The 19,907-nt window shown below is 50.5% G+C and carries 20 protein-coding genes; 11 read left to right on the forward strand and 9 right to left on the reverse strand.

The window, feature by feature from the left end; translation table 11 throughout:
- Positions 1 to 98: 98 nt before the first annotated feature.
- The 3 genes from E8E00_RS12620 to pfkA all read left to right on the forward strand — a co-directional run bounded on the left by E8E00_RS12620 (position 99) and on the right by pfkA (position 2,656).
- Entirely contained in the window at positions 99 to 536 is a 438-nt protein-coding gene (locus E8E00_RS12620; RefSeq protein ID WP_096630583.1) for a Spy/CpxP family protein refolding chaperone, read from the forward strand.
- Positions 537 to 612: 76 nt separating this feature from the next.
- Positions 613 to 1,539, forward strand: coding sequence for a CDF family cation-efflux transporter FieF (gene fieF, locus E8E00_RS12625; protein ID WP_096630581.1), 927 nt, complete (start codon positions 613 to 615; stop codon positions 1,537 to 1,539).
- A gap of 154 nt (positions 1,540 to 1,693) precedes the next feature.
- A complete protein-coding gene (gene pfkA / locus E8E00_RS12630; protein ID WP_069590862.1) occupies positions 1,694 to 2,656 on the forward strand; it encodes a 6-phosphofructokinase in 963 nt (320 codons plus the stop codon).
- 57 nt (positions 2,657 to 2,713) lie between these two features.
- Here the strand turns inward: pfkA and cysE are convergent, their stop codons facing one another.
- The 4 genes from cysE to E8E00_RS12650 all read right to left on the reverse strand — a co-directional run bounded on the left by cysE (position 2,714) and on the right by E8E00_RS12650 (position 5,734).
- Complete coding sequence (gene cysE, locus E8E00_RS12635; protein WP_069590864.1) at positions 2,714 to 3,547, reverse strand: serine O-acetyltransferase; 834 nt, start codon at positions 3,545 to 3,547, stop codon at positions 2,714 to 2,716.
- Positions 3,548 to 3,669: 122 nt separating this feature from the next.
- Positions 3,670 to 4,689, reverse strand: a complete 1,020-nt coding sequence (gpsA, locus tag E8E00_RS12640; RefSeq protein WP_096630578.1) for an NAD(P)H-dependent glycerol-3-phosphate dehydrogenase — start codon at positions 4,687 to 4,689, stop codon at positions 3,670 to 3,672.
- A 9-nt stretch (positions 4,690 to 4,698) separates the two neighbouring features.
- Entirely contained in the window at positions 4,699 to 5,175 is a 477-nt protein-coding gene (gene secB / locus E8E00_RS12645; RefSeq protein WP_069590868.1) for a protein-export chaperone SecB, read from the reverse strand.
- Between the two features lie 97 nt (positions 5,176 to 5,272).
- Complete coding sequence (locus E8E00_RS12650; protein ID WP_077455084.1) at positions 5,273 to 5,734, reverse strand: rhodanese-like domain-containing protein; 462 nt, start codon at positions 5,732 to 5,734, stop codon at positions 5,273 to 5,275.
- 462 nt (positions 5,735 to 6,196) lie between these two features.
- Between E8E00_RS12650 and gpmM the strand changes: the two genes are divergently transcribed.
- Both gpmM and E8E00_RS12660 read left to right on the forward strand, forming a co-directional pair.
- Entirely contained in the window at positions 6,197 to 7,735 is a 1,539-nt protein-coding gene (gene gpmM / locus E8E00_RS12655) for a 2,3-bisphosphoglycerate-independent phosphoglycerate mutase (protein ID WP_096630575.1), read from the forward strand.
- A 31-nt stretch (positions 7,736 to 7,766) separates the two neighbouring features.
- The gene (locus E8E00_RS12660; RefSeq protein ID WP_240531922.1) at positions 7,767 to 8,876 is read left to right on the forward strand and encodes a peptidoglycan DD-metalloendopeptidase family protein; all 1,110 of its coding nucleotides are present in this window, start codon (positions 7,767 to 7,769) and stop codon (positions 8,874 to 8,876) included.
- Positions 8,877 to 8,942: 66 nt separating this feature from the next.
- On the opposite strand, the gene tdh is transcribed toward E8E00_RS12660, so the two are convergent.
- The 3 genes from tdh to E8E00_RS12675 form a co-directional block, all read right to left on the reverse strand.
- The gene (gene tdh, locus E8E00_RS12665) at positions 8,943 to 9,971 is read right to left on the reverse strand and encodes an L-threonine 3-dehydrogenase (protein WP_096631581.1); all 1,029 of its coding nucleotides are present in this window, start codon (positions 9,969 to 9,971) and stop codon (positions 8,943 to 8,945) included.
- Between the two features lie 19 nt (positions 9,972 to 9,990).
- Positions 9,991 to 11,187: a glycine C-acetyltransferase gene (locus E8E00_RS12670; RefSeq protein ID WP_069590876.1), complete on the reverse strand. Its 1,197-nt coding sequence runs from the start codon at positions 11,185 to 11,187 to the stop codon at positions 9,991 to 9,993.
- A gap of 190 nt (positions 11,188 to 11,377) precedes the next feature.
- A complete protein-coding gene (locus E8E00_RS12675; protein WP_096630570.1) occupies positions 11,378 to 12,046 on the reverse strand; it encodes a TetR/AcrR family transcriptional regulator in 669 nt (222 codons plus the stop codon).
- Between the two features lie 100 nt (positions 12,047 to 12,146).
- Between E8E00_RS12675 and rfaD the strand changes: the two genes are divergently transcribed.
- From rfaD to E8E00_RS12700, 5 genes are read left to right on the forward strand one after another with little or no spacing between them, the layout of a single operon-like run.
- On the forward strand, positions 12,147 to 13,091 hold the full coding sequence (gene rfaD, locus E8E00_RS12680; protein ID WP_077455079.1) for an ADP-glyceromanno-heptose 6-epimerase: 945 nt from the start codon (positions 12,147 to 12,149) through the stop codon (positions 13,089 to 13,091).
- Positions 13,092 to 13,135: 44 nt separating this feature from the next.
- Positions 13,136 to 14,116 (forward strand): lipid A biosynthesis (KDO)2-(lauroyl)-lipid IVA acyltransferase, encoded by a 981-nt coding sequence (locus E8E00_RS12685; protein ID WP_069590880.1) that lies wholly within the window; start codon positions 13,136 to 13,138, stop codon positions 14,114 to 14,116.
- Positions 14,116 to 15,153 (forward strand): lipopolysaccharide heptosyltransferase II, encoded by a 1,038-nt coding sequence (gene waaF, locus E8E00_RS12690; protein WP_096631578.1) that lies wholly within the window; start codon positions 14,116 to 14,118, stop codon positions 15,151 to 15,153. Before E8E00_RS12685 ends, waaF begins: the two co-directional genes overlap by 1 nt.
- The gene (locus tag E8E00_RS12695) at positions 15,150 to 15,929 is read left to right on the forward strand and encodes a glycosyltransferase family 2 protein (RefSeq protein WP_069590883.1); all 780 of its coding nucleotides are present in this window, start codon (positions 15,150 to 15,152) and stop codon (positions 15,927 to 15,929) included. The genes waaF and E8E00_RS12695 overlap by 4 nt, the downstream gene beginning before the upstream one ends.
- Before the next feature lies 1 nt (position 15,930).
- Entirely contained in the window at positions 15,931 to 16,974 is a 1,044-nt protein-coding gene (locus E8E00_RS12700; protein WP_096630567.1) for a glycosyltransferase family 4 protein, read from the forward strand.
- Here the strand turns inward: E8E00_RS12700 and E8E00_RS12705 are convergent.
- Complete coding sequence (locus E8E00_RS12705) at positions 16,969 to 17,814, reverse strand: glycosyltransferase (RefSeq protein ID WP_096630564.1); 846 nt, start codon at positions 17,812 to 17,814, stop codon at positions 16,969 to 16,971. The two genes, E8E00_RS12700 and E8E00_RS12705, sit on opposite strands and share 6 nt — an antisense overlap.
- A 76-nt stretch (positions 17,815 to 17,890) precedes the next feature.
- On the opposite strand from E8E00_RS12705, the gene waaA reads away from it, so the two are divergent.
- Entirely contained in the window at positions 17,891 to 19,144 is a 1,254-nt protein-coding gene (waaA, locus tag E8E00_RS12710) for a lipid IV(A) 3-deoxy-D-manno-octulosonic acid transferase (protein ID WP_096630561.1), read from the forward strand.
- Positions 19,145 to 19,147: 3 nt separating this feature from the next.
- On the opposite strand, the gene E8E00_RS12715 is transcribed toward waaA, so the two are convergent.
- The gene (locus E8E00_RS12715) at positions 19,148 to 19,858 is read right to left on the reverse strand and encodes a 3-deoxy-D-manno-octulosonic acid kinase (protein ID WP_096631575.1); all 711 of its coding nucleotides are present in this window, start codon (positions 19,856 to 19,858) and stop codon (positions 19,148 to 19,150) included.
- Positions 19,859 to 19,907: the final 49 nt, after the last annotated feature.

Here is a 19,907-nt window from a genome sequence, read left to right on the forward strand (position 1 = left end):
GCGGATGAGTGACTTTACCCATCTTTACACCGAATAACGTGACTTTACATCCCAGCCCGTAAGCTAAACAGGTAACCACTCACTACCGGAGAAGAATAATGAAACGTTTCACTATCGGCCTGGCAATAGCCGCCATTGCCCTGCCCACCCTCGCCGCTCCCCACTTTGGCGATGGCATGGACCGCGGGATGTGGCGTGATCTAGAGTTAACCGAGGCTCAACAAAATCAACTCCAAGCACTGCGTGATGAGTACCGCACTCAACGTCAGCAGGCACGCGGCGACGTTCAAGCCAAGATGAAAACCTTACTGACCCAAGACACCTTTGATGAGCAAGCGGTGCGCGATTTATTGTCGGCTCAGCCACAGCCGAATACTGAACGCCGCGTGGCCCATGCACGTCATCAACACGCGATGATGCAGGTGCTCACCCCGGAGCAGCAAACTGCGTTCTTTGACGCCATGCATAAAAAGCATGATAAACAAGGCAAAGGGCAGCGTCGTCATCACGGTAAAAAAGGCGATTGTTCACGTTAAACCTGCGCCGTGTCATACGTTTGCCGTGAATGAGATATATACTGAGGGCAGACTTGATTAACCTGCTGCCCTTGGTATGACAAAAAAGTATGCCTTCTGGGTTGAGGCCGCTGCTTGGGCCGCAACCTGCGTCGCCACCCTATTGCTGATCGCCAAGCTGATTGCTTGGTGGCTGACCGGCTCGGTCAGTGTGCTCGCCTCCTTCGTGGACTCGCTACTCGACTTGCTCGCCTCATTAACCAACTTAGTCGTGGTGCGTTATGCCGTGCAACCGGCTGACAACGAACACAGCTTTGGCCATGGTAAGGCTGAGTCATTAGCCGCCTTAGCTCAATCAACCTTTATTGTCGGTTCGGCCTCGTTTTTGCTGCTCAGTGGGCTTGAACGTTTGTTCAAGCCTGTACCCATTGCAGCCCCTGAACTCGGGGTAGCCGTAAGTGTGGGGGCCACGCTCGTGACTTTGGGGTTGGTGCTATTCCAAAAGTGGGTGATCCGTAAAACCGCGAGCCCCGCGATTCGTGCCGATGCGCTGCACTATCAGTCAGATTTGCTGATGAATGTGGCGATCATTATTGCACTGGTCCTCAGTTGGTATGGGTGGACACAAGCCGACGCCTGGTTCGCGATTGGGATCAGTGGCTTTATTTTGTGGCAAGCAATCAAAATGGCCTACGAGGCAGTCCAGTCCTTACTCGACCGGCAAATTCCGCTTGATGATCAGGAACGCATCGCCGTGCTTTCAAGCTCTGTTGCAGGTGTGCGGGGGATCCACCAACTGCGTACACGCCAAGCTGGGATGACAACGTTTATCCAACTGCACATTGAGCTGGATGACGAGCTACCCTTAGTAGATGCACATACGATTGCCGATGAAGTGGAAGACCGATTACTCATTGCATTTCCCGGCGCGGATATCATGATCCACCAAGATCCCGTATCCGTGGTGAACAAAGAGCACGCACAATTCTCGTCATCGGCGGTGAACAAAAGCCCACAGGGCTGACATGTATCAACTTTTTAGCGACAGTAATTGTAATACTATTACAGAAGTAGGAAAATTACAGTCTAAGCAACAGTCGTTGCGGGTTCACTGGGGCAAATAGGTTGCCATTACCGCAATCGGCGCGAACTAATTGACCAAAAGTCAGAGGGTAACCATGGTTAGAAAAATTGGTGTTTTGACCAGTGGCGGCGATGCGCCGGGCATGAATGCAGCGATTCGTGGAGTGGTACGTAGCGCACTCACCGAAGGACTCGAAGTTTACGGCATCTATGATGGCTTTCTCGGTTTACACCAAAACCGCATTGAGCGTCTTAACCGCACCAGTGTTTCCGACGTGATTAACCGCGGCGGTACGTTTTTAGGCTCAGCCCGCTTCCCTGAGTTCGCGGACGAGAAAGTACGTGAACAAGCGATCCAAAACCTCAAGATGCACGGTATCGATGCACTGGTGGTAATTGGCGGCGACGGCTCATTCATGGGCGCCAAGAAGCTTACTGAAATGGGCTATCCTTGTATCGGCCTACCCGGCACCATTGACAACGATGTAGCCGGTACTGACTACACCATCGGTTACATGACCGCCTTGAACACCGTTATCGATGCGATTGACCGTCTGCGCGATACCTCATCCTCTCACCAACGTATCTCGATTGTCGAAGTGATGGGCCGCCATTGTGGTGACCTCACCTTGATGGCATCCGTTGCGGGTGGCTGCGAATACATCATTACCCCAGAGACTGGCTTGGATAAAGACAAACTGCTGTCGAAAATCAAAGAAGGGATCTACAAGGGTAAGAAACACGCCATTGTCGCTATCACAGAATTGATGACCGACGTAAACGAACTGGCGAAGTTTATCGAGACCGAAACCGGCCGCGAGACTCGTGCAACCATCTTGGGCCACATCCAGCGTGGCGGCCAACCGGGTGCTTTTGACCGTATTTTGGCATCCCGCATGGGTGCATATGCCGTCGATCTTCTTCAGCAAGGTGAAGGTGGCCGTTGTGTGGGTATTCAGAACGATAAAATGGTGCATCACGACATCATCGACGCTATTGAAAACATGAAGCGTCCATTCCGCCAAGATTTGTACGAAGTAGCAGAAAAGCTGTTTTAATCTCGTTCAATATGCGAACAAAAACGGAGCCAGTGGCTCCGTTTTTTATCGGCTAGATTAGATCCCATCACCAGAGATAAAGGTTTTATGCGAGCCGTTGAATTCTTGGTCCATATCCAAAGACGGCATATGCGAGCTGGGTCGGCCCACAATTTTCGCCGGCACACCGGCCACGGTGGTATGGGGCGGAACAGGGTTGAGCACCACAGAGCAGGAGCCGATTTTCGCGCCTTCGCCAATATCGATATTGCCTAAAATCTTCGCCCCTGCGCCAATCATCACCCCTGTGCGGACTTTTGGATGGCGATCGCCACCTTCTTTACCAGTACCGCCCAAGGTCACGTCTTGTAGGATAGAGACATCGTCTTCAATCACCGCGGTTTCGCCGATCACAATGCCGGTGGCATGGTCAAACATAATGCCACGCCCGATACAGGCTGCAGGGTGCACATCAACTTGGCATGTCACCGAGATTTGGTTTTGAAGATAGGTGGCGAGCTCCTTACGGCCCTGACGCCATAACCAATTCGCGACGCGAAAGCCTTGCAACGCATGAAAACCTTTGAGGTATAAAAGTGGCGTTGAATATAGCTCCACCGCGGGATCACGCTCTACCGTGGCACAAATATCGCAGGCGGCTGACTCCGTCACGCAAGCATCATTGGCATAGACTTCTTCGATGACCTCTCGCACCGCCATCGACGGCATCGACGGGGTCGATAGCTTGTTCGCCAAAATATAACTTAACGCACTGGCAAGGTTGTCGTGCTTGATAATGGTGGCATGGTAAAAACTCGCCAACATCGGCTCGCGTTCAGCATGCTCGCGCGCTTCCTTTTTCACCGCTTGCCATACGCGGTGTTGCTGGCATTCTTTTCTGGCCTTATTCACTGCCTTCGTCCTTACAAAAATGACCTACAACCAGGACGTATACACGTCCAGTGCCACTGCCAGTGTATAAAAAAAACGCGCGGTTCTCACCCCGCGCGTTTTAGTTTGCACTCGCTGGGCGATTATTCCGACTTTTTCTCTCGTGCGAGCAAGTCTTTTGCCGCTTGCGGGGCCGCTTTACCTTGGTAAAGGACTTGATAGATTTGCTCGACAATCGGCATTTCCACACCTGCACGTTGCGCTAGCGCCCATACTTCTTTGGTGTTGCGGTAGCCTTCAACCACTTGACCAATCTTATCTTGCGCGTCTTGAACGCCCTCGCCCTGCCCGAGCGCTAAGCCAAAGCGACGATTTCGAGATTGGTTATCGGTACAGGTGAGCACCAAGTCACCGAGCCCAGCCATACCCATAAAGGTATCGCGTGATGCACCCAGCGCCTCCCCTAAGCGTGTCATTTCAGCAAGCCCTCGGGTGATCAGTGCGGTGCGCGCATTGGCGCCAAAGCCAATCCCATCGGAGATACCAGCGCCAATCGCAATCACATTCTTCACCGCACCGCCAAGCTGCATGCCGATGAAGTCGTGGTTGCCATAAACGCGAAAGCTGTGCTGACAGTGAATGGTGTCTTGTAACTCACTCACAAATGTCTCATCCGGAGAAGCCACCGAAATCGCGGTAGGCAAACCCGCCGCCAGCTCTTTGGCGAAGGTGGGGCCCGACAAGACCGCAAGCGGGATATTGTCGCCCAGTTGCTCCCGAGCCACCTCTTGTAAAAGGCGTCCGGTTTCTGGCTCAAGCCCTTTGGTTGCCCAACACACGCGAGAATCAGCACGTAGGTAAGGCTTCACCTTACCTAACACATCACCAAAGACGTGGCTGGGTACCACAACTAACAAATCGCGGCTGGCATTCACTGCCACCGCTAAGTCAGCACACAAGATCAATGAGTCCGGAAACGCGATATCAGGCAAAAACGCCTGATTGGCACGATCCGTTTCGAGCTGCGCGATATGCAGGGGATCATGGCCCCACAACACGACATTGGCACCGTTTCTGGCGAGTGAAATCGCCAGTGCTGTGCCGTAAGAGCCTGCGCCTAGTACGGTGATTGCAGCGTCTTGTGTCGGTGCCAACGTGGTCATGGCCAATCCTTACGCTTGCGCGTCTTCGGTTTTTTGCTCGTCAGCTTGCTGTTGCAGATAGTTCATGAACAGCGCATCAAAGTTAACAGGAGCAAGGTTCAATTGCGGGAAGGTGCCTTTGACGACCAAGCTTGAAATGGTTTCACGGGCATACGGGAAAAGAATGTTCGGGCAGAATGCGCCCAAGCAGTGTGCCAATTGTGGCGCTTCCATGCCAGTCACCGAGAAAATACCGCCTTGCTGCACTTCACAAAGGAAGGCATTGCTGTCTTGGTTTTTCACTGTCACCGTGAGGCGCAGAACCACTTCATAAATGCCTTCGCCTAGCTCACGGCTTTGCGTGTCGAGATCCAAGTTAACGTCTGGCGCCCAATCTTGTTGGAACACTTCCGGAGAGTTTGGCGCTTCGAAAGACACATCTTTCAAAAACACACGTTGGATAGCGAAATTTTGCTCGGCTTGTTGATTGGTTTCTGCTTCAGCCATGATGGTTAATCCTTACTTTAAATTGGCTCAATGTGCCCAGCACATTAAAAAAAGCGAGCCGCCGCGTCATGCGACCGCTCGATATTTGAGTTGATGATCACTTTTTCTTCTTGGTTTTGCCCTTGCTGCTTTTGGCGCGAACCAGTGGCATATTGGCATCATTCCAAGAGGTGAGACCATCTTTAAGTACATACACAGTGTCAAACCCAGCTTTGACTAGCTGGTTTGCGCTTTCTGCCGCCGTTTGACCTGTTTTACATACCACAATGATGGGGTCATTTTTGTGTTTTTCAAGCTCACCCAGTGAGTTCGATTTGATTTCACTCGGCAAGAGGTTGATCGCACCAGTGATGTGGCCAGCACGGTACTCATCACGACTACGGATATCGACAAACACACCGTTTTCACGGTTGGTAATAATCGCCGCTTGGTTCGGCGCAACCACTTTGTATGCCGCGGTTTTCTGCTTAATTAAGGACATTAGCAGTGCTGCGGCTAAACCTACCCATGCCAAAGTGAGGAGCATGTTGTTGGAGACGAAATCGATATATTCCTGCATAAACTTTGCTCTATACTGCTTGCTGACTCGCGTCGCGAGAATCCATCAAGGGGTGAAAAATGGTGTCGAGTATAACTTGCTCGCCATGGTTTTACAGCCTGTCCGCGTAAATCCGCGCGCTCGCTCACTTGCCAGATGACTAGCACGGTTTTCCCCACCCGCTCAATAACTTGAAAAGAAAGAAGGTTTCACCAATAGCAGAAATCGAGCAAAGCCATTCGCAAGCCGGCTGGATCTTCGCCATAATGAGGGGACTCAAGGGGCATTGGCAAGCCTAACGGTCAACTTGTCAGCAGGGATAATTGATCTTAGCCTACATATCGCGGCGTAAAATGTAGTAAAATTACGCTCATTCAATGACCATTGAGTCATGCTGCTGCTCAGCTCGGGTCGGCATCAAGCCTCAGTGGTTGTCTTATGGCAGCCAATGTCAGTCTTTAGCTTGAATTGAGAGGACGTAATATGTCTGCAAAAAAACCACTCGCACTGGTGATTCTCGATGGTTGGGGTTATCGCGATCCGCAAAGCGATAATGCGATCACCAACGCCAACACCCCGGTACTCGATAGCCTGATGGCCGCTAACAGCACCTTGATCTCTGCATCAGGTTTCGATGTGGGCCTGCCGGACGGGCAAATGGGTAACTCAGAAGTGGGACACGTGAACATTGGTGCTGGCCGCGTGGTTTACCAAGACTTGACTCGGATCACCAAAGCCATTGCAGATGGTGAGTTTAACCAAACGCCAGCGCTGACTGCTGCGGTTGATAAAGCGGTAGACAAAGGTAAAGCGGTTCACATTATGGGTCTGATGTCACCAGGCGGTGTACACAGTCATGAAGACCATATTGCGGCTATGGTTGAGCTTGCCGCTGAACGCGGTGCCGACCAAATCTACCTGCACTGCTTCCTCGACGGGCGTGATACGCCACCACGTAGCGCCAAAGCATCACTTGAGCGTTTTGATACCCTGTTTACCAAACTCGGTAAAGGCCGCATTGCATCTTTAGTGGGCCGCTACTACGCGATGGACCGAGACAACAACTGGGACCGTGTTGAGCGCGCTTATGACCTGCTTACCCAAGCTCATGGCGAGTTCACGGCGACCAGCGCGGTTGAGGGCCTAGAGGCTGCGTACGCCCGTGAAGAAAACGATGAGTTTGTCGCGCCGACCGAAATTTATCGCGACGGTGACAATAAAGCGACTATCAACGACGGCGATGCAGTCATCTTCATGAACTTCCGTGCCGACCGTGCGCGTCAAATGACCCGCGCCTTTATGCCGGATTTCGATGGCTTTACGCGTAAAAAATACGCTGAGCTGTCTGACTTTGTGATGCTGACAGAATATGCAGCCGACATCGATACCACGGTCGCCTTCCCACCAGAGAGCTTGTCCAACACCTTGGGTGAGTGGCTCTCGAAAAACGGTAAAACCCAGCTGCGCATCTCTGAAACTGAGAAGTACGCTCACGTGACTTTCTTCTTTAACGGCGGTATCGAGACCGTGTTTGAAGGCGAAGAACGTGCGTTGGTTGCCTCACCAAAAGTGGCAACCTACGATCTGCAGCCAGAAATGAGCTCAGAAGAGTTGACTGACAAGCTCGTTGCGGCGATCAAATCTGGCAAGTTCGATATGATCATCTGTAACTACCCGAACGGCGACATGGTCGGCCACACTGGCGTGTACGATGCCGCGGTGAAGGCATGTGAAGCGGTAGACCATTGCATTGGTCGCGTGCTGGAAGCGATTAAAGAAGTGGACGGTCAGATGCTGATTACCGCCGACCACGGTAACGCCGAGATGATGGTGGATCCAAACACTGGTGGCGCTTACACCGCCCACACCAATTTGCCAGTGCCACTGATGTATGTGGGCAGTAAAGACATCACGTTGAAAGAAGGCGGCAAGCTGTCTGATCTGGCCCCAACCATGCTGGCCTTGACCGGTATGGAGATTCCAGAAGAGATGACTGGCAAGCCGGTGTTCGATCTGAAATAATCCCCTCATGCGGGAGAAACGAACACGCTTTTTGACAGCCCTCCGCGCCAGTGCCTTGTGCACTGGCGTTTTTCTGTGCCTGCTCACTTTTTCAACGAGCGCCAATTCCCAATTGGAAGGCGTCAGTGATGAAATCGCTCGCCAACAATCGCAATTGGCCGCACACAACAAAAAACTGAATCACCTGCAACGGGATTTAAAAGCGCAAGCCACGCGGATTGAAACGCTATCGAAACGAATTCGCTCTGCACAGAGCGCTCTTGGTGATACAGAGGCCGAGATTGAGACGCTCACTAAAAAACAGGCCCGTCTCCAACAAGAGATGGTTGGCCAGCAAGCCTTACTGGCCGACTTACTGGACGCACAATACCGTCAAGGCCAACACGATCAGCTCCAGCGCCTACTCAGTGGCGACGACATTGCACAATTAGACCGACTCACACGCTATGCCGAAACCTTGGCACAATCTCGTCAAGCTGCGATTGAATCCCTCGCCGCCACACGTACCGAATATCAGTTAACCGCGCACCAGCTGAAACAACAACGCGATAAGCAGTCTGCTTTGGTCGCCGAACTGCAAGAGAAAAAGCGGGATTTGGAAAGCGAGCAAGCCGCACAAAGTCAAACGGCGAAAAAAATTCGCGCACAAATTGCCAGTGACAGTGCCTACCTTGCGGAACTCAACGCGAACAAACAACGTTTACAAGAAGAAATCGCCGCGGCGGCACGACGCGCCACCGTGAAGATGGCAGGGATTGCGAATGCCAAAGGCAAGCTCACTTGGCCCGTCAAAGGCACGTTGTTACACCGTTTTGGCGAACGTCAGTCCGGCCAAGTCAGTTGGAACGGTGTGGTGATTGGCGCCAAGCGCGGCACCGAAGTGAAAGCGGCGCATGCGGGTAAAGTGGTGCTATCGAGCTGGTTGCGTGGCTATGGCCTATTGATTGCAGTAGACCACGGTAAAGGTGACATGACCTTGTATGGTTATAACCAAGCCTTGCTAAAAGATGTGGGCGATACCGTGACCGCCGGTGAGCCTATCGCCTTGGTCGGCGACAGCGGTGGCCAATCCACCCCTTCCTTGTATTTCGAAATTCGCCGCAAAGGCAACACCACCAATCCACTCCCTTGGCTGGATTAAAAACGCCCACCAAATAGGTGGGCGTGCGGATGTTTTGCGCGCTTCAGCGCCGCTAAACCAGAGGCGTTAGCGCTGCCAATCGAGGATCACCTTGCCAGATTGCCCTGAACACATCACATCAAAGCCTTGTTGGAAGTCATCCACATTGTAGTGATGGGTGATGATCGGGGTTAAATCCAAGCCAGATTGAATTAACGATGCCATCTTGTACCAGGTTTCGAACATCTCGCGGCCGTAGATACCTTTGATCACGAGCCCTTTAAAGATCACCTGATTCCAATCAATGCCCATATCACTCGGTGGGATGCCAAGGAGCGCAATCTTGCCACCGTGGTTCATGGCCGCCAGCATGCTATTAAACGCCGCCGGCACCCCAGACATTTCGAGGCCAACATCAAAGCCTTCCGTCATGCCAAGCTCTGCCATTACCGACTCCAGAGAGGACTCAGCCACATTGACCGCGCGCGTGACACCCATTTTGCGGGCAAGCTCAAGGCGATATTCATTCACATCGGTGATCACCACATGACGTGCCCCAACATGACGCGCCACCGCAGCGGCCATGATGCCAATCGGCCCCGCGCCGGTGATCAACACGTCTTCGCCCACCAAATCAAAGGACAGCGCCGTATGCACGGCATTACCGAATGGGTCGAAAATCGAGGCTAGGTCATCGGAGATCTCATCTGGGATTTTGAACGCGTTAAACGCGGGGATCACCAGATACTCCGCGAAGGCACCTTCGCGGTTAACGCCTACACCAACGGTGTTGCGGCACAGGTGAGTACGACCACCGCGACAGTTGCGGCAGTGTCCACAAGTGATATGCCCTTCACCCGATACGCGGTCACCCAATGAGAAGCCGCGTACCTCCTGACCAATGCCGACCACTTCACCGACATATTCGTGGCCAACCACCATAGGTACCGGAATGGTCTTTTGCGACCACTCATCCCATTTGTAAATGTGCACGTCGGTGCCACAGATGGCCGTTTTTCGAATCTTGATCAGTAGATCGTTGTGCCCCAGCTCGGGAAGCTCGGTCTCTGTCATCCAAATGCCGGGCTCCGCTTTGAGTTTCGCCAAAGCTTTCATGGTTGTTTGTGTCATGACATTACCCAATCAGTTGCATCTCTTTGCCTACTTTAATGAAGGCATCAATAGCTCGGTCCAATTGCTCACGTGTATGCGCGGCTGACATCTGGGTGCGGATACGAGCTTGACCTTTCGGTACCACAGGGTAGGAGAAGCCCACCACATAGACGCCCTCTTCCATCATGCGCTCGGCAAACTCACTGGCCACTTTGGCATCGCCAAGCATCACAGGAATAATGGCGTGATCGGCCCCAGCTAGCGTAAAGCCAGCTTCCGTCATGCGTGCACGGAAGTGCTTGCTGTTGTCCCAAAGCTGCTCACGCAAGTGGTCACTTTCGGCCAGCATATCCAGTACACGGATAGAGGCAGACACAATCGCAGGTGCCAGCGAGTTGGAGAAGAGGTAAGGGCGCGAACGCTGACGTAGCCAATCAATCACCTCTTTTTTGCCTGAGGTGTAGCCCCCTGACGCGCCACCCATCGCTTTACCCAAGGTGCCGGTGATGATGTCGACACGATCCATCACTTGATGGTATTCGTGCGTCCCTCGGCCATGCTCGCCCATAAAGCCAACTGCGTGGGAATCATCCACCATGACTAGCGCGCCATATTGCTCCGCCAGATCGCACACAGCTGGTAAGTTCGCCACCACGCCGTCCATCGAGAAGACACCATCAGTCACAATCAAGATATTCGCCACACCGGCGGCTTTCGCGGCTTTAAGCTGGGCTTCCAGTTCGTCCATATCGTTGTTGGCATAACGGAATCGCTTCGCTTTACACAAGCGTACGCCATCGATAATTGACGCATGGTTTAGCGCATCAGAAATAATGGCATCGTCAGGGCCGAGAATGGTTTCGAACAAGCCCGCGTTGGCATCAAAGCATGAGGAATACAGGATGGTATCTTCCATTCCGAGAAAGTCAGATAACTTGGCTTCCAGGGTTTTGTGTGCATCTTGCGTCCCACAAATAAACCGTACCGACGCCATACCAAAACCGTGCTCATCCATCCCTGCCTTGGCAGCCTTGACTAACTCAGGATGGTTCGCCAGCCCCAAGTAGTTATTGGCGCAAAAGTTCAGTACCTGCTGCTCATGATTGACGGCAACACTGGCCGCTTGTGGCGAGGTAATAAGACGTTCACTTTTGTACAAGCCATCAGCTTTTACTTGCTCAAGCTGGTGACGAATTTGCTGATAGAAGGCAGCCGTCATCGCAATCTCCATGCTGTGATGATTACTTTAGGAAGGTCGCTGCCTAACAGTGGCAGCGAATGATGGCGGCTATCATGGCACGTTAAATACCCAGGTGCCAATAAGGGATGTCAGACAGTGATTCATATCGTGTAATCGCTGTCATCTTGTTTGAATATCGCGCAGCTAAGCAGGCAAACCGTCGAACTACTCAGTTCAGCGTGTCTAAAGCATGCTTATCTTGGCGAACTAATTGCTTGCTATAGTGGTCTATTAATACACCAATGGCGGCTTGTCCTTGTGCGGTGGTTAAGGGCCTGAGAAGCTCTAGCATTTGCAGAACCCCTTTATAAATCACCCCCGCGTGAATTTGCGTTTGGGGAGCCTGGGCGCTTTGGTAAAAAATCCAGCTCGACGCCACCAACTTCAGGGTTTCGCCAACGGCACTAAGGGCACTTTCATCCAACGCAAGCCAGCCTGCTTGGCTATAGTGTTGAAGTATGGTCATTAAATTGACTTGCAGCTGTTGCTGGGCGGCCAAGTACTTTTGTTGCAAAGCTTCATCTCGGCGCAGAATGTCGGGCAGGTTGGCGTAAAAAAACCGATACCGCCACATCAGGCTAAACGTCGCATCTAAATAATGCTGCAACAGGGCTTGGGTATCGTCGCGTGGCTGATGAGGATCAAACGCCAAGGCGAGATCTTGCGCGTATTGGTCGAATATACTGTGTATAATCGCCTCTTTATTGCGAAAGTGATAGTAAAGGTTGCCCGGACTGATACCGAGGTCAGCCGCAATATGGTTTGTGGTAATATTTGGCTCGCCGTGTTGATTGAACAAAGCCAGTGCAGCATGGATAATTCGATCGCGGGTTTTCATGTATGGTTCTGTCCTCTGCCCGGTTGATGCTAAACCATACTATCACAGACAACAGCGAAGGCGACGGCGTCTGTCGTCAGGCAAAAATTTAGGTAATGATATGATAATTGTGACAGGTGGCGCCGGCATGATCGGCAGCAACTTAGTAAAAGCACTCAACCAGCAAGGCTATCGCGATATTGTGGTGGTCGATAACCTAAAAGACGGCACCAAGTTCGCTAACCTCGTTGATCTCGATATCGCCGACTACATGGATAAAGACGATTTCCTCACCCAAATTATGGCGGGTGATGACTTTGGTCCTATTGAGGCGGTTTTTCACCAAGGCGCCTGCTCTTCCACCACAGAGTGGGATGGTAAGTACATGATGCTCAATAACTATGAGTACTCCAAAGAGCTACTCCATTATTGTATTGAGCGTGATATTCCGTTCTTATACGCCTCATCAGCAGCCACTTACGGCGGCCGTGATAGCGATTTTATTGAAGCGCCCGACTATGAAGGGGCACTCAATGTCTATGGCTATTCGAAGCAGCAATTCGATAACTATGTCCGTCGCGTATGGGACGATGCGGCAGCTCATGGTGAAACACTGCCACCCATCACCGGCTTTCGCTACTTTAATGTGTATGGCCCGCGCGAGCAGCATAAAGGCAGTATGGCCTCAGTGGCCTACCACCTTAACCAACAAATTTTAAACGGTGAAAATCCCAAGCTTTTTGAAGGCAGTGATACCTTCAAGCGTGATTTTGTCTATGTCGGCGATGTTTGCGCAATGAATATCTGGTTCTGGCAGCAGCAAATCTCTGGGATTTTTAACTGTGGTACCGGCCGTGCTGAGCCATTCAGCGCCGTTGCCAATGCAGTGATCGCATTTCACGGCAAAGGCGAAATCGAAGAAATTCCATTTCCTGCCCACCTGAAAGGCCGTTACCAAGCCTACACGCAAGCCGATCTCACCAAGGTTCGAGAGGCAGGCTACACCGCAACATTTAAAACCGTTGCTGAAGGTGTTGCCGCGTACTTGGCCGAAATTAATCGCTAATAACAATAGTTCGCCCCAGTGAGGCTGGGGCGTGAGAAAGAGCAATGACAAAACAGCGACACGATTACGACGCGCATGCCTACAACCCAGAATTTTCGCGTGCCTATCTGGCGCCCAAATACTGGGGCACATGGCTGATGCTTTTGGTTGCCCTTCCCGTTTGTTTACTCACTCCGGCTAAGGCGAAGTATCGCTTTTCTCGCTGGGTCGCCAACAAACTGGTAGCAAAGAAAAAAGGTACCATTTTGAATGCATGGCTTAACCTCGAAGCCTGCTTTCCTGACAAATCCGCCGAGGCTCGTCAGGCGATTTTGGTAGAAACCTTGACCACGGCTGGGGCCTTTTTGCTTAGCTTTCCGCTGATCACCTTGCGAAGCCGCCATTGGTTTCAACACCACTGTGACGTCGCGGGCATAGAGCATATCACTCGCCACACGGATAATGGCGAAGCGGTGATCCTATTTGTCCCCCACACATGGGCCATTGATGCCGCAGCCATTCTGTTTGCTTCTCAAGGGCTACCAGTGGCGGCCTTTTCTAAACGACAAAAGAATCGCCTGCTGGATTGGCTGATGCATCGCCAACGCGTGCAATACGGCGGGAACTGCTACGAACGTGAGGCCGGAATTAAACCCTTTATTCGCGCCGTTAAACGCGGATTTCTAGGTTACTACTTGCCCGATGAAGATATGCGTGATGAAAGCAGCGAATTCGTGCCGTTTTTTGCCACCACCAAAGCCACCTTGCCAAGTTTGGGCAAGCTAAGCAAAGTGACCCGTTCCCATATTGTCCCGGTATTGTCCGGCTTTAATGCCCAAACAGGGCGATTTAACATCACCGTTTATCCCGCATTCAACGACTTTCCGACCGGCGAAAGTCAGACAGATGCACGCGCTATGAATGCGCAAATCGAGACAATGCTAGAAGGACAGCTAGACCAATATATGTGGATTCTTCAGCTTCTCCGGACCCGAGAAGATGGCCGCAACATTTATCAAGAAGCAAAAAAGAAGGCGGCAGCATGATGAACATACTGGTCATTGGTCCCTCTTGGGTAGGCGATATGGTGATGTCACAATCACTGTATAAAACTATTAAGCAACAGCACCCTAACGCCAAGATTGATGTGATGGCACCAGCGTGGTGTGCCCCAATTTTAGCACGCATGCCAGAGGTCAATCGCAGCATTGAGATGCCGCTCGGCCATGGCGAATTTGCGCTCGGTAAACGTCGCCAATTAGGTAAAGCACTCGCAAAGCACCACTATGATCACGCCTATGTGTTGCCTAATTCGGCCAAATCGGCACTGATCCCTTGGTTTGCCAATATTCCAGTGCGCACAGGCTGGAAAGGTGAAATGCGGTATGGCTTGCTGAATGACTTACGCCCCAACAAGAAAGCCTTTCAGTACATGGTTGAGCGCTATGTCACATTGGCTCACCCTCGTGCTGAGATGCAAAGCTCAGCCTCACTCGGCGGTCTTGAAGGCCTGCCAAAACCTGAGTTAACCATTGACCCTGACGCACAAGCGGCCGTGGTCAAAAAAATGGGGCTGAATCAAGATAAGCCCGTGCTTGGTTTATGCCCAGGGGCCGAATTTGGCCCAGCGAAAAAGTGGCCCGAACGCCACTATGCCGCGGTCGCACAAGCGATGATTGCACAAGGCTACCAAGTATGGCTGTTCGGCTCGGCAAAAGACGTTGAAACCTGTGAAAACATTGCCGCACTGTCTGGCCAGCAAGATGACATGTATGTATTAGCGGGGAAAACCAGCCTGATTGAAGCCGTTGACTTACTCGGTGCCTGCCAAACCGTGGTCAGCAACGACTCGGGTCTGATGCATATCGCTGCCGCGGTAAATTGTCATGTCATTGCGGTATATGGCTCCACATCCCCGCAATATACGCCCCCATTAACCCATAAAGTCGATATTATTCACACCGATATCGACTGCCGCCCATGCTTTAAACGCGAATGTCCGTTAGGGCATTTAAAATGTTTAAACGATTTGGACCCACGTCAGGTAATTGATCTAGTGGCAAGGACAGGGAAGCCATCATGACCAAAACAACTAATACTCTTGCCGTCGCACTGATTGTAAAAAACGAAGCACACAATCTCGAGCCGTGTCTACAGTCCGTAGATGGCTGGGTCGATGAGATCATCATTCTTGATTCTGGTAGCACCGATCAGACGCTCGATATTGCCAAACAATATACGGACAAAGTCTATATTGAATCAGATTGGCAAGGTTTTGGTAAGCAGCGACAGCGCGCACAAGCATATGTGGAAAGTGATTTTGTCTTGTGGCTAGATGCTGATGAACAAGTCACACCTGAATTAAAAGAAAGCATCTTAAGTGCCATTAATAGCCAACAGACGAACACAGTTTATTATGTGAACCGACTATCCCGTGCATTTGGTAAGGAAATAAAACACTCTGGTTGGCACCCTGATTGGATCTGTCGTCTCTATAAAACATCTGAGGCTCAGTATTCTGACTCGCTAGTCCATGAACATGTTTTAGTACCCAGTACACATCAAAAAGTCTATTTAGGTGGTGTATTAAAGCATAATACATTTCATTATCTTCATGAGTACACCGCGAAGACTAACCAGTACATAAAGCTTTGGAGTGATCAGAGGGAAGGTAAAAAGTCGTCGAGTGTATTAAAAGCTATTAGCCATGCACTATTTCGATTCATAAAAATGTATATATTAAAAAAAGGCTTTTTAGATGGTCGACATGGGCTCGTCCTCGCACTTCTCAGTGCTAATGTCGTCTTCACACGCTATGCCGATTTGTGGTTGAGAGACTATGTTAAGAGGCAATCTTGATATGCACATTTGCCACGTCAATCTTGCATCTGGGTTTAGCGGCGGTGAGCGACAAACACTCACACTGATCAAACAACAGCTCGCAATGGGTTATCAACTCACTGTGGTCGCTAACCCCAAAAGCCCGTTTGCTGATGAAATTCGCGCGCTTGAACAGTGCCAATTAGTGCTTTGTAAGCATTATACTCGCTCGCATCAGCGCTCAATCACCGCTGACTGCAATGTGGTACATGTTCATGAAGGCCGAGCCATTTATTGGGCGCTGCTCCAGCGCTTGATACATGGCGTACCCTATATCGTCACGCGACGCATTGATAACCCCCTAAAGCGTAAATGGCTATCTCAACTTGCCTATACACGTGCAAGCACGTTGGTCGGGCTCAGTTCGGAGATTGTCCGCCAGATAACTCGGCGCCACCCTCAAGCGAATGTAGCAACCATTCCTAGCTCTCCGGTTCATTATCCCGTTTCAGACGCGGACGTCGACGCGATTAAGGCGCAGTTTGCTAATAAGTTTTTGGTCATTCAAGCCGCGAATATGTACGCCCATAAAGGCTTTGATGTCACAATTGGCGCCGCCAAGGTGCTCGAGAAGCATGCTCCTCAGGTTCACATCTGCTTACTAGGCGACGGTAAAGCGCGCGCTGAGCTCGAAAAACAAGCACAAGGCCTTGACAACATTAGCTTTATGGGTAAACAAAGCGCAATGGGGAACTGGTTCGCGGCCGCCGATTTGCTGGTCCATCCGTCGTATAGTGAAGGGCTAGGCTCTGTGATTCTCGAAGCGATGGCCACAGGCTTGCCGGCAATTGGTACGAAGGCAGGCGGGATCCCTGATATTATTAATCACGAGACTAATGGCTATCTGATCCCGTCTGGTGATGCTGCATCACTTGCTCACTATATTGAAACACTATCTCAAACACCTGAGGTGTTAGAATGTATGGCCCGAGAAGCATTAAATACAGCCAAAAAATTTGATATCTCAATATGTGCAAAAAAGTATCAAGATATTTACCAGCACGTCATCCATGAAAAACTATAGCTTATCTAAACCGTTGTTTGCCCAGAATGCTTTATTTCTCAAGGTTTCTTGAAAGATATCCTTATTTATAGACGGTCTTTTAAGCTCTTGATGATAAAGGTGCAGTAATGCTGCACCAAATTTTAATGCTTTTGTTTTTATACCAACGCCATTCAAACGAAACTCAATATCTGTGTCTTCACCCACTGCAGGCGCTTCATAATTCATATCAAATCCGTTGATTTTTTTGAAATCGTTTTTAAACAAAGAAAAATTACAACCGATAATCGACTTTTCTAAACGCCTTTTTAACATTAGATTTCTGAGAAATTTTATATGAATACCGTTTTCAATGTGTTTACCGGTAACGTCTGTATCATAACCTAACAGATTAAACCACAAATAACGGAACATCATTGGAATAAAGTGAACATGACTAAACGTTGATTTCTTTGGCGAAGAACATAACTTTTTGGTATATTTTTCAGATAGTTCGACACGACGTCCACAGACAACCTTCCCTTTTTCTGCAGCATACAGATGATCTTGTACAAAACCATATTGAGGTACACAATCGCCATCGATAAAGATTAAATAATCAGTTTTAGACGCAGCAATCGATTTATTCAAAATTCGATTTTTTCTAAATCCTTTATCTTCATGCCAAACATGAAACACGCGAAAAGGAAGCAATTTAATATAGTCTTTTAACCATGAAGTGATATCATCGGATGATCCATCATCGGCAACAATCACATCAAAATTATAGTTTGATTCTTCTTTGAGTGATTGAAAAATCATACTTAATGCCTTTTTATTATTGTAAAAAGAAATAATGATTGTTGCTTTTTTATAATCCATAATATTTTGCAATCGTTTGGAAAGTCATAATTTGTTTAGTAGTATAACAATTATGTATAAAGTTTGGGACTGATTCGTGCGCTGGCTATACACCTTTATCCTGACTCTTGTTGCCCCGTTGTTATTAGTGGGCCTGTACCGAAAGCGTCCTGGGAAACCGGCCGTCGGTGCGCGATGGCGTGAGCACTTTGGTCGTACGCCGGCTGTTGAGGGGCAGCCGATTTGGCTGCACGCGGTTTCTGTGGGCGAAGTGCTCGCCGCGAAACCCGTGATTGCCGCGTTGCAGAAGGCCTATCCATCCATTCCTCTGCTCGTCACCACCACGACCCCAACCGGCGCCGAACAGGCAGAAAAGATAGAAGGCATTATCCATCGCTATATGCCAGTCGATTTTAACGTCGCTGTCCGTGGATTTTTGCGCGCAGTCAATCCCCGCCTGTGTGTGATTATGGAAACCGAGCTGTGGCCAAACACTCTCGCTAATGTCCATCAAGCCGGTGTGCCTATCGTGGTCATCAATGCGCGCTTGTCCGAGAAAGCGTGCCGCGGTTATAAACGGATCGCACCGCTATTTCGTACCATGAGCCAAAATATCGATGTGATTTTATGTCAGCACGACAGCGATAAGGCCCGTTTTGCCGAATTGGGTGTTGCCGACAATAAGCTCGCGACGGTCGGCTCCGTCAAATTTGATATTAAAGCTACGGATCCTCATCTGGGCCAATCACTGATTGATGACATTGGTGCTCGTCCATGCTGGGTTGCCGCCAGTACGCATGAGGGAGAAGATGCCATCATGCTCGACGCCCATGTCGCTTTGCTCCGTGATTATCCCGATGCCTTGTTAATCTTGGTTCCCCGTCATCCGGAGCGGTTTGATGGCGTAGAGGCGCAGATCCACACCCACGGACTCAGCGTCCAGCGCCGTACAAGTGACGCGCCAATCGCCCTTTCCTCGCAAGTCTATTTAGGGGATACCATGGGAGAAATGATGACATATCTGGCTGCTGCGAACGTGGTTGTCATGGCGGGTAGCTTTCTCGGCCCTAAAGTCGGTGGGCATAACTTGCTCGAGCCTGCCGCGCTCGCAAAGCCGCAGTTAACGGGACCCAGCTACTACAACTTCCAAGTGATTGGTGACACCTTGATTGAAGCAGGCGCCTTGCAAGTGTGTAATGACAGCCGAGATATTGCCGCGAAGATCGGTGCCTTTTTCTCGTCCCCACCTCTGGGCGCGCAAGCAGGACAAGCGGGATTGCAGGTTGTTGAGCAAAACCGAGGGGCAGTCGAACGTACCTTGCAAGCACTGGCGCCTTGGTTAAATCGCTAGCCCCTATTTGCGAATCTTGTTATAGCCTTTTAGCACGGCGGCCCAATCTTCGGGCTGCCAGTGGATTTGACGCTTTTCCTTCTCTTTTTTAAACGAGCGATGCAAACGCGCTAAGTTGTCTTCTTTCCACTGCTCACCGTCACGCTGCTGGCATTTGTCGAAATCAATTAACCACAACTTGCCTTTCTTATCGCGAAGAATGTTGTGAATATTGAGATCAGTGTGACAAACTCCGGCATCGTGAAGCCGTCGCACGAGTCGTCCGATAGCTCGATAATCATGAGCCAATAGTGCATGTTCACAGAGGATAGCTACAAGATCACGCGCGCCTGGCACTTTTTCAACCAGAATATCTGCCCGATACGTGCGCCCAGATTTGACCGCGCGCGCCGCAACCGGTCGAGGCACTGGCAACTTTTTCGCCCGCAAGTAGGCGAGTAACGTCAGTTCCGCCCCGCAACGGGTTGTCTCCCAACCGGTGAACCAGTATTGGTCTTTTACCAGCTTACCGAACAAACCGCCCCGATAATAATGGCGCAATGCCATCTCCATCTTAGGGCCACGCAAAAAAAAGGTCGTGCCGCGTCCTTTTGCTGAACCCGTCACCGCTGCTTGCTGATGCCAATAGTGAATATCGAAATAGTGGCGTGGATCCCCTTCCACTAACTCAGGATCAAACCAAATACATTCGTTGTCGCTCTGTTCTACTTCTATACTCACTGTTTTTCCTATCTTGCGGTCGCTGCAGCGCCTATCAGTGTAA

This window comes from Salinivibrio sp. YCSC6 (assembly GCF_004916735.1).
GTDB lineage: Bacteria > Pseudomonadota > Gammaproteobacteria > Enterobacterales > Vibrionaceae > Salinivibrio > Salinivibrio proteolyticus.

What these genes read in the sequence shown, in the direction of transcription:
- waaF (WP_096631578.1), top strand. Translation starts at nt 14,116, where the DNA reads ATGAACATACTGGTCATTGGTCCCTCTTGGGTAGGCGATATGGTGATG.
- pfkA (WP_069590862.1), top strand. Translation starts at nt 1,694, where the DNA reads ATGGTTAGAAAAATTGGTGTTTTGACCAGTGGCGGCGATGCGCCGGGC.
- E8E00_RS12675 (WP_096630570.1), bottom strand. Translation starts at nt 12,046, where the DNA reads ATGAAAACCCGCGATCGAATTATCCATGCTGCACTGGCTTTGTTCAAT.
- E8E00_RS12670 (WP_069590876.1), bottom strand. Translation starts at nt 11,187, where the DNA reads ATGACGGCTGCCTTCTATCAGCAAATTCGTCACCAGCTTGAGCAAGTA.
- gpsA (WP_096630578.1), bottom strand. Translation starts at nt 4,689, where the DNA reads ATGACCACGTTGGCACCGACACAAGACGCTGCAATCACCGTACTAGGC.
- E8E00_RS12685 (WP_069590880.1), top strand. Translation starts at nt 13,136, where the DNA reads ATGACAAAACAGCGACACGATTACGACGCGCATGCCTACAACCCAGAA.
- tdh (WP_096631581.1), bottom strand. Translation starts at nt 9,971, where the DNA reads ATGAAAGCTTTGGCGAAACTCAAAGCGGAGCCCGGCATTTGGATGACA.
- fieF (WP_096630581.1), top strand. Translation starts at nt 613, where the DNA reads ATGACAAAAAAGTATGCCTTCTGGGTTGAGGCCGCTGCTTGGGCCGCA.
- E8E00_RS12695 (WP_069590883.1), top strand. Translation starts at nt 15,150, where the DNA reads ATGACCAAAACAACTAATACTCTTGCCGTCGCACTGATTGTAAAAAAC.
- E8E00_RS12620 (WP_096630583.1), top strand. Translation starts at nt 99, where the DNA reads ATGAAACGTTTCACTATCGGCCTGGCAATAGCCGCCATTGCCCTGCCC.
- E8E00_RS12650 (WP_077455084.1), bottom strand. Translation starts at nt 5,734, where the DNA reads ATGCAGGAATATATCGATTTCGTCTCCAACAACATGCTCCTCACTTTG.
- gpmM (WP_096630575.1), top strand. Translation starts at nt 6,197, where the DNA reads ATGTCTGCAAAAAAACCACTCGCACTGGTGATTCTCGATGGTTGGGGT.
- E8E00_RS12700 (WP_096630567.1), top strand. Translation starts at nt 15,931, where the DNA reads ATGCACATTTGCCACGTCAATCTTGCATCTGGGTTTAGCGGCGGTGAG.
- secB (WP_069590868.1), bottom strand. Translation starts at nt 5,175, where the DNA reads ATGGCTGAAGCAGAAACCAATCAACAAGCCGAGCAAAATTTCGCTATC.
- rfaD (WP_077455079.1), top strand. Translation starts at nt 12,147, where the DNA reads ATGATAATTGTGACAGGTGGCGCCGGCATGATCGGCAGCAACTTAGTA.
- E8E00_RS12705 (WP_096630564.1), bottom strand. Translation starts at nt 17,814, where the DNA reads ATGGATTATAAAAAAGCAACAATCATTATTTCTTTTTACAATAATAAA.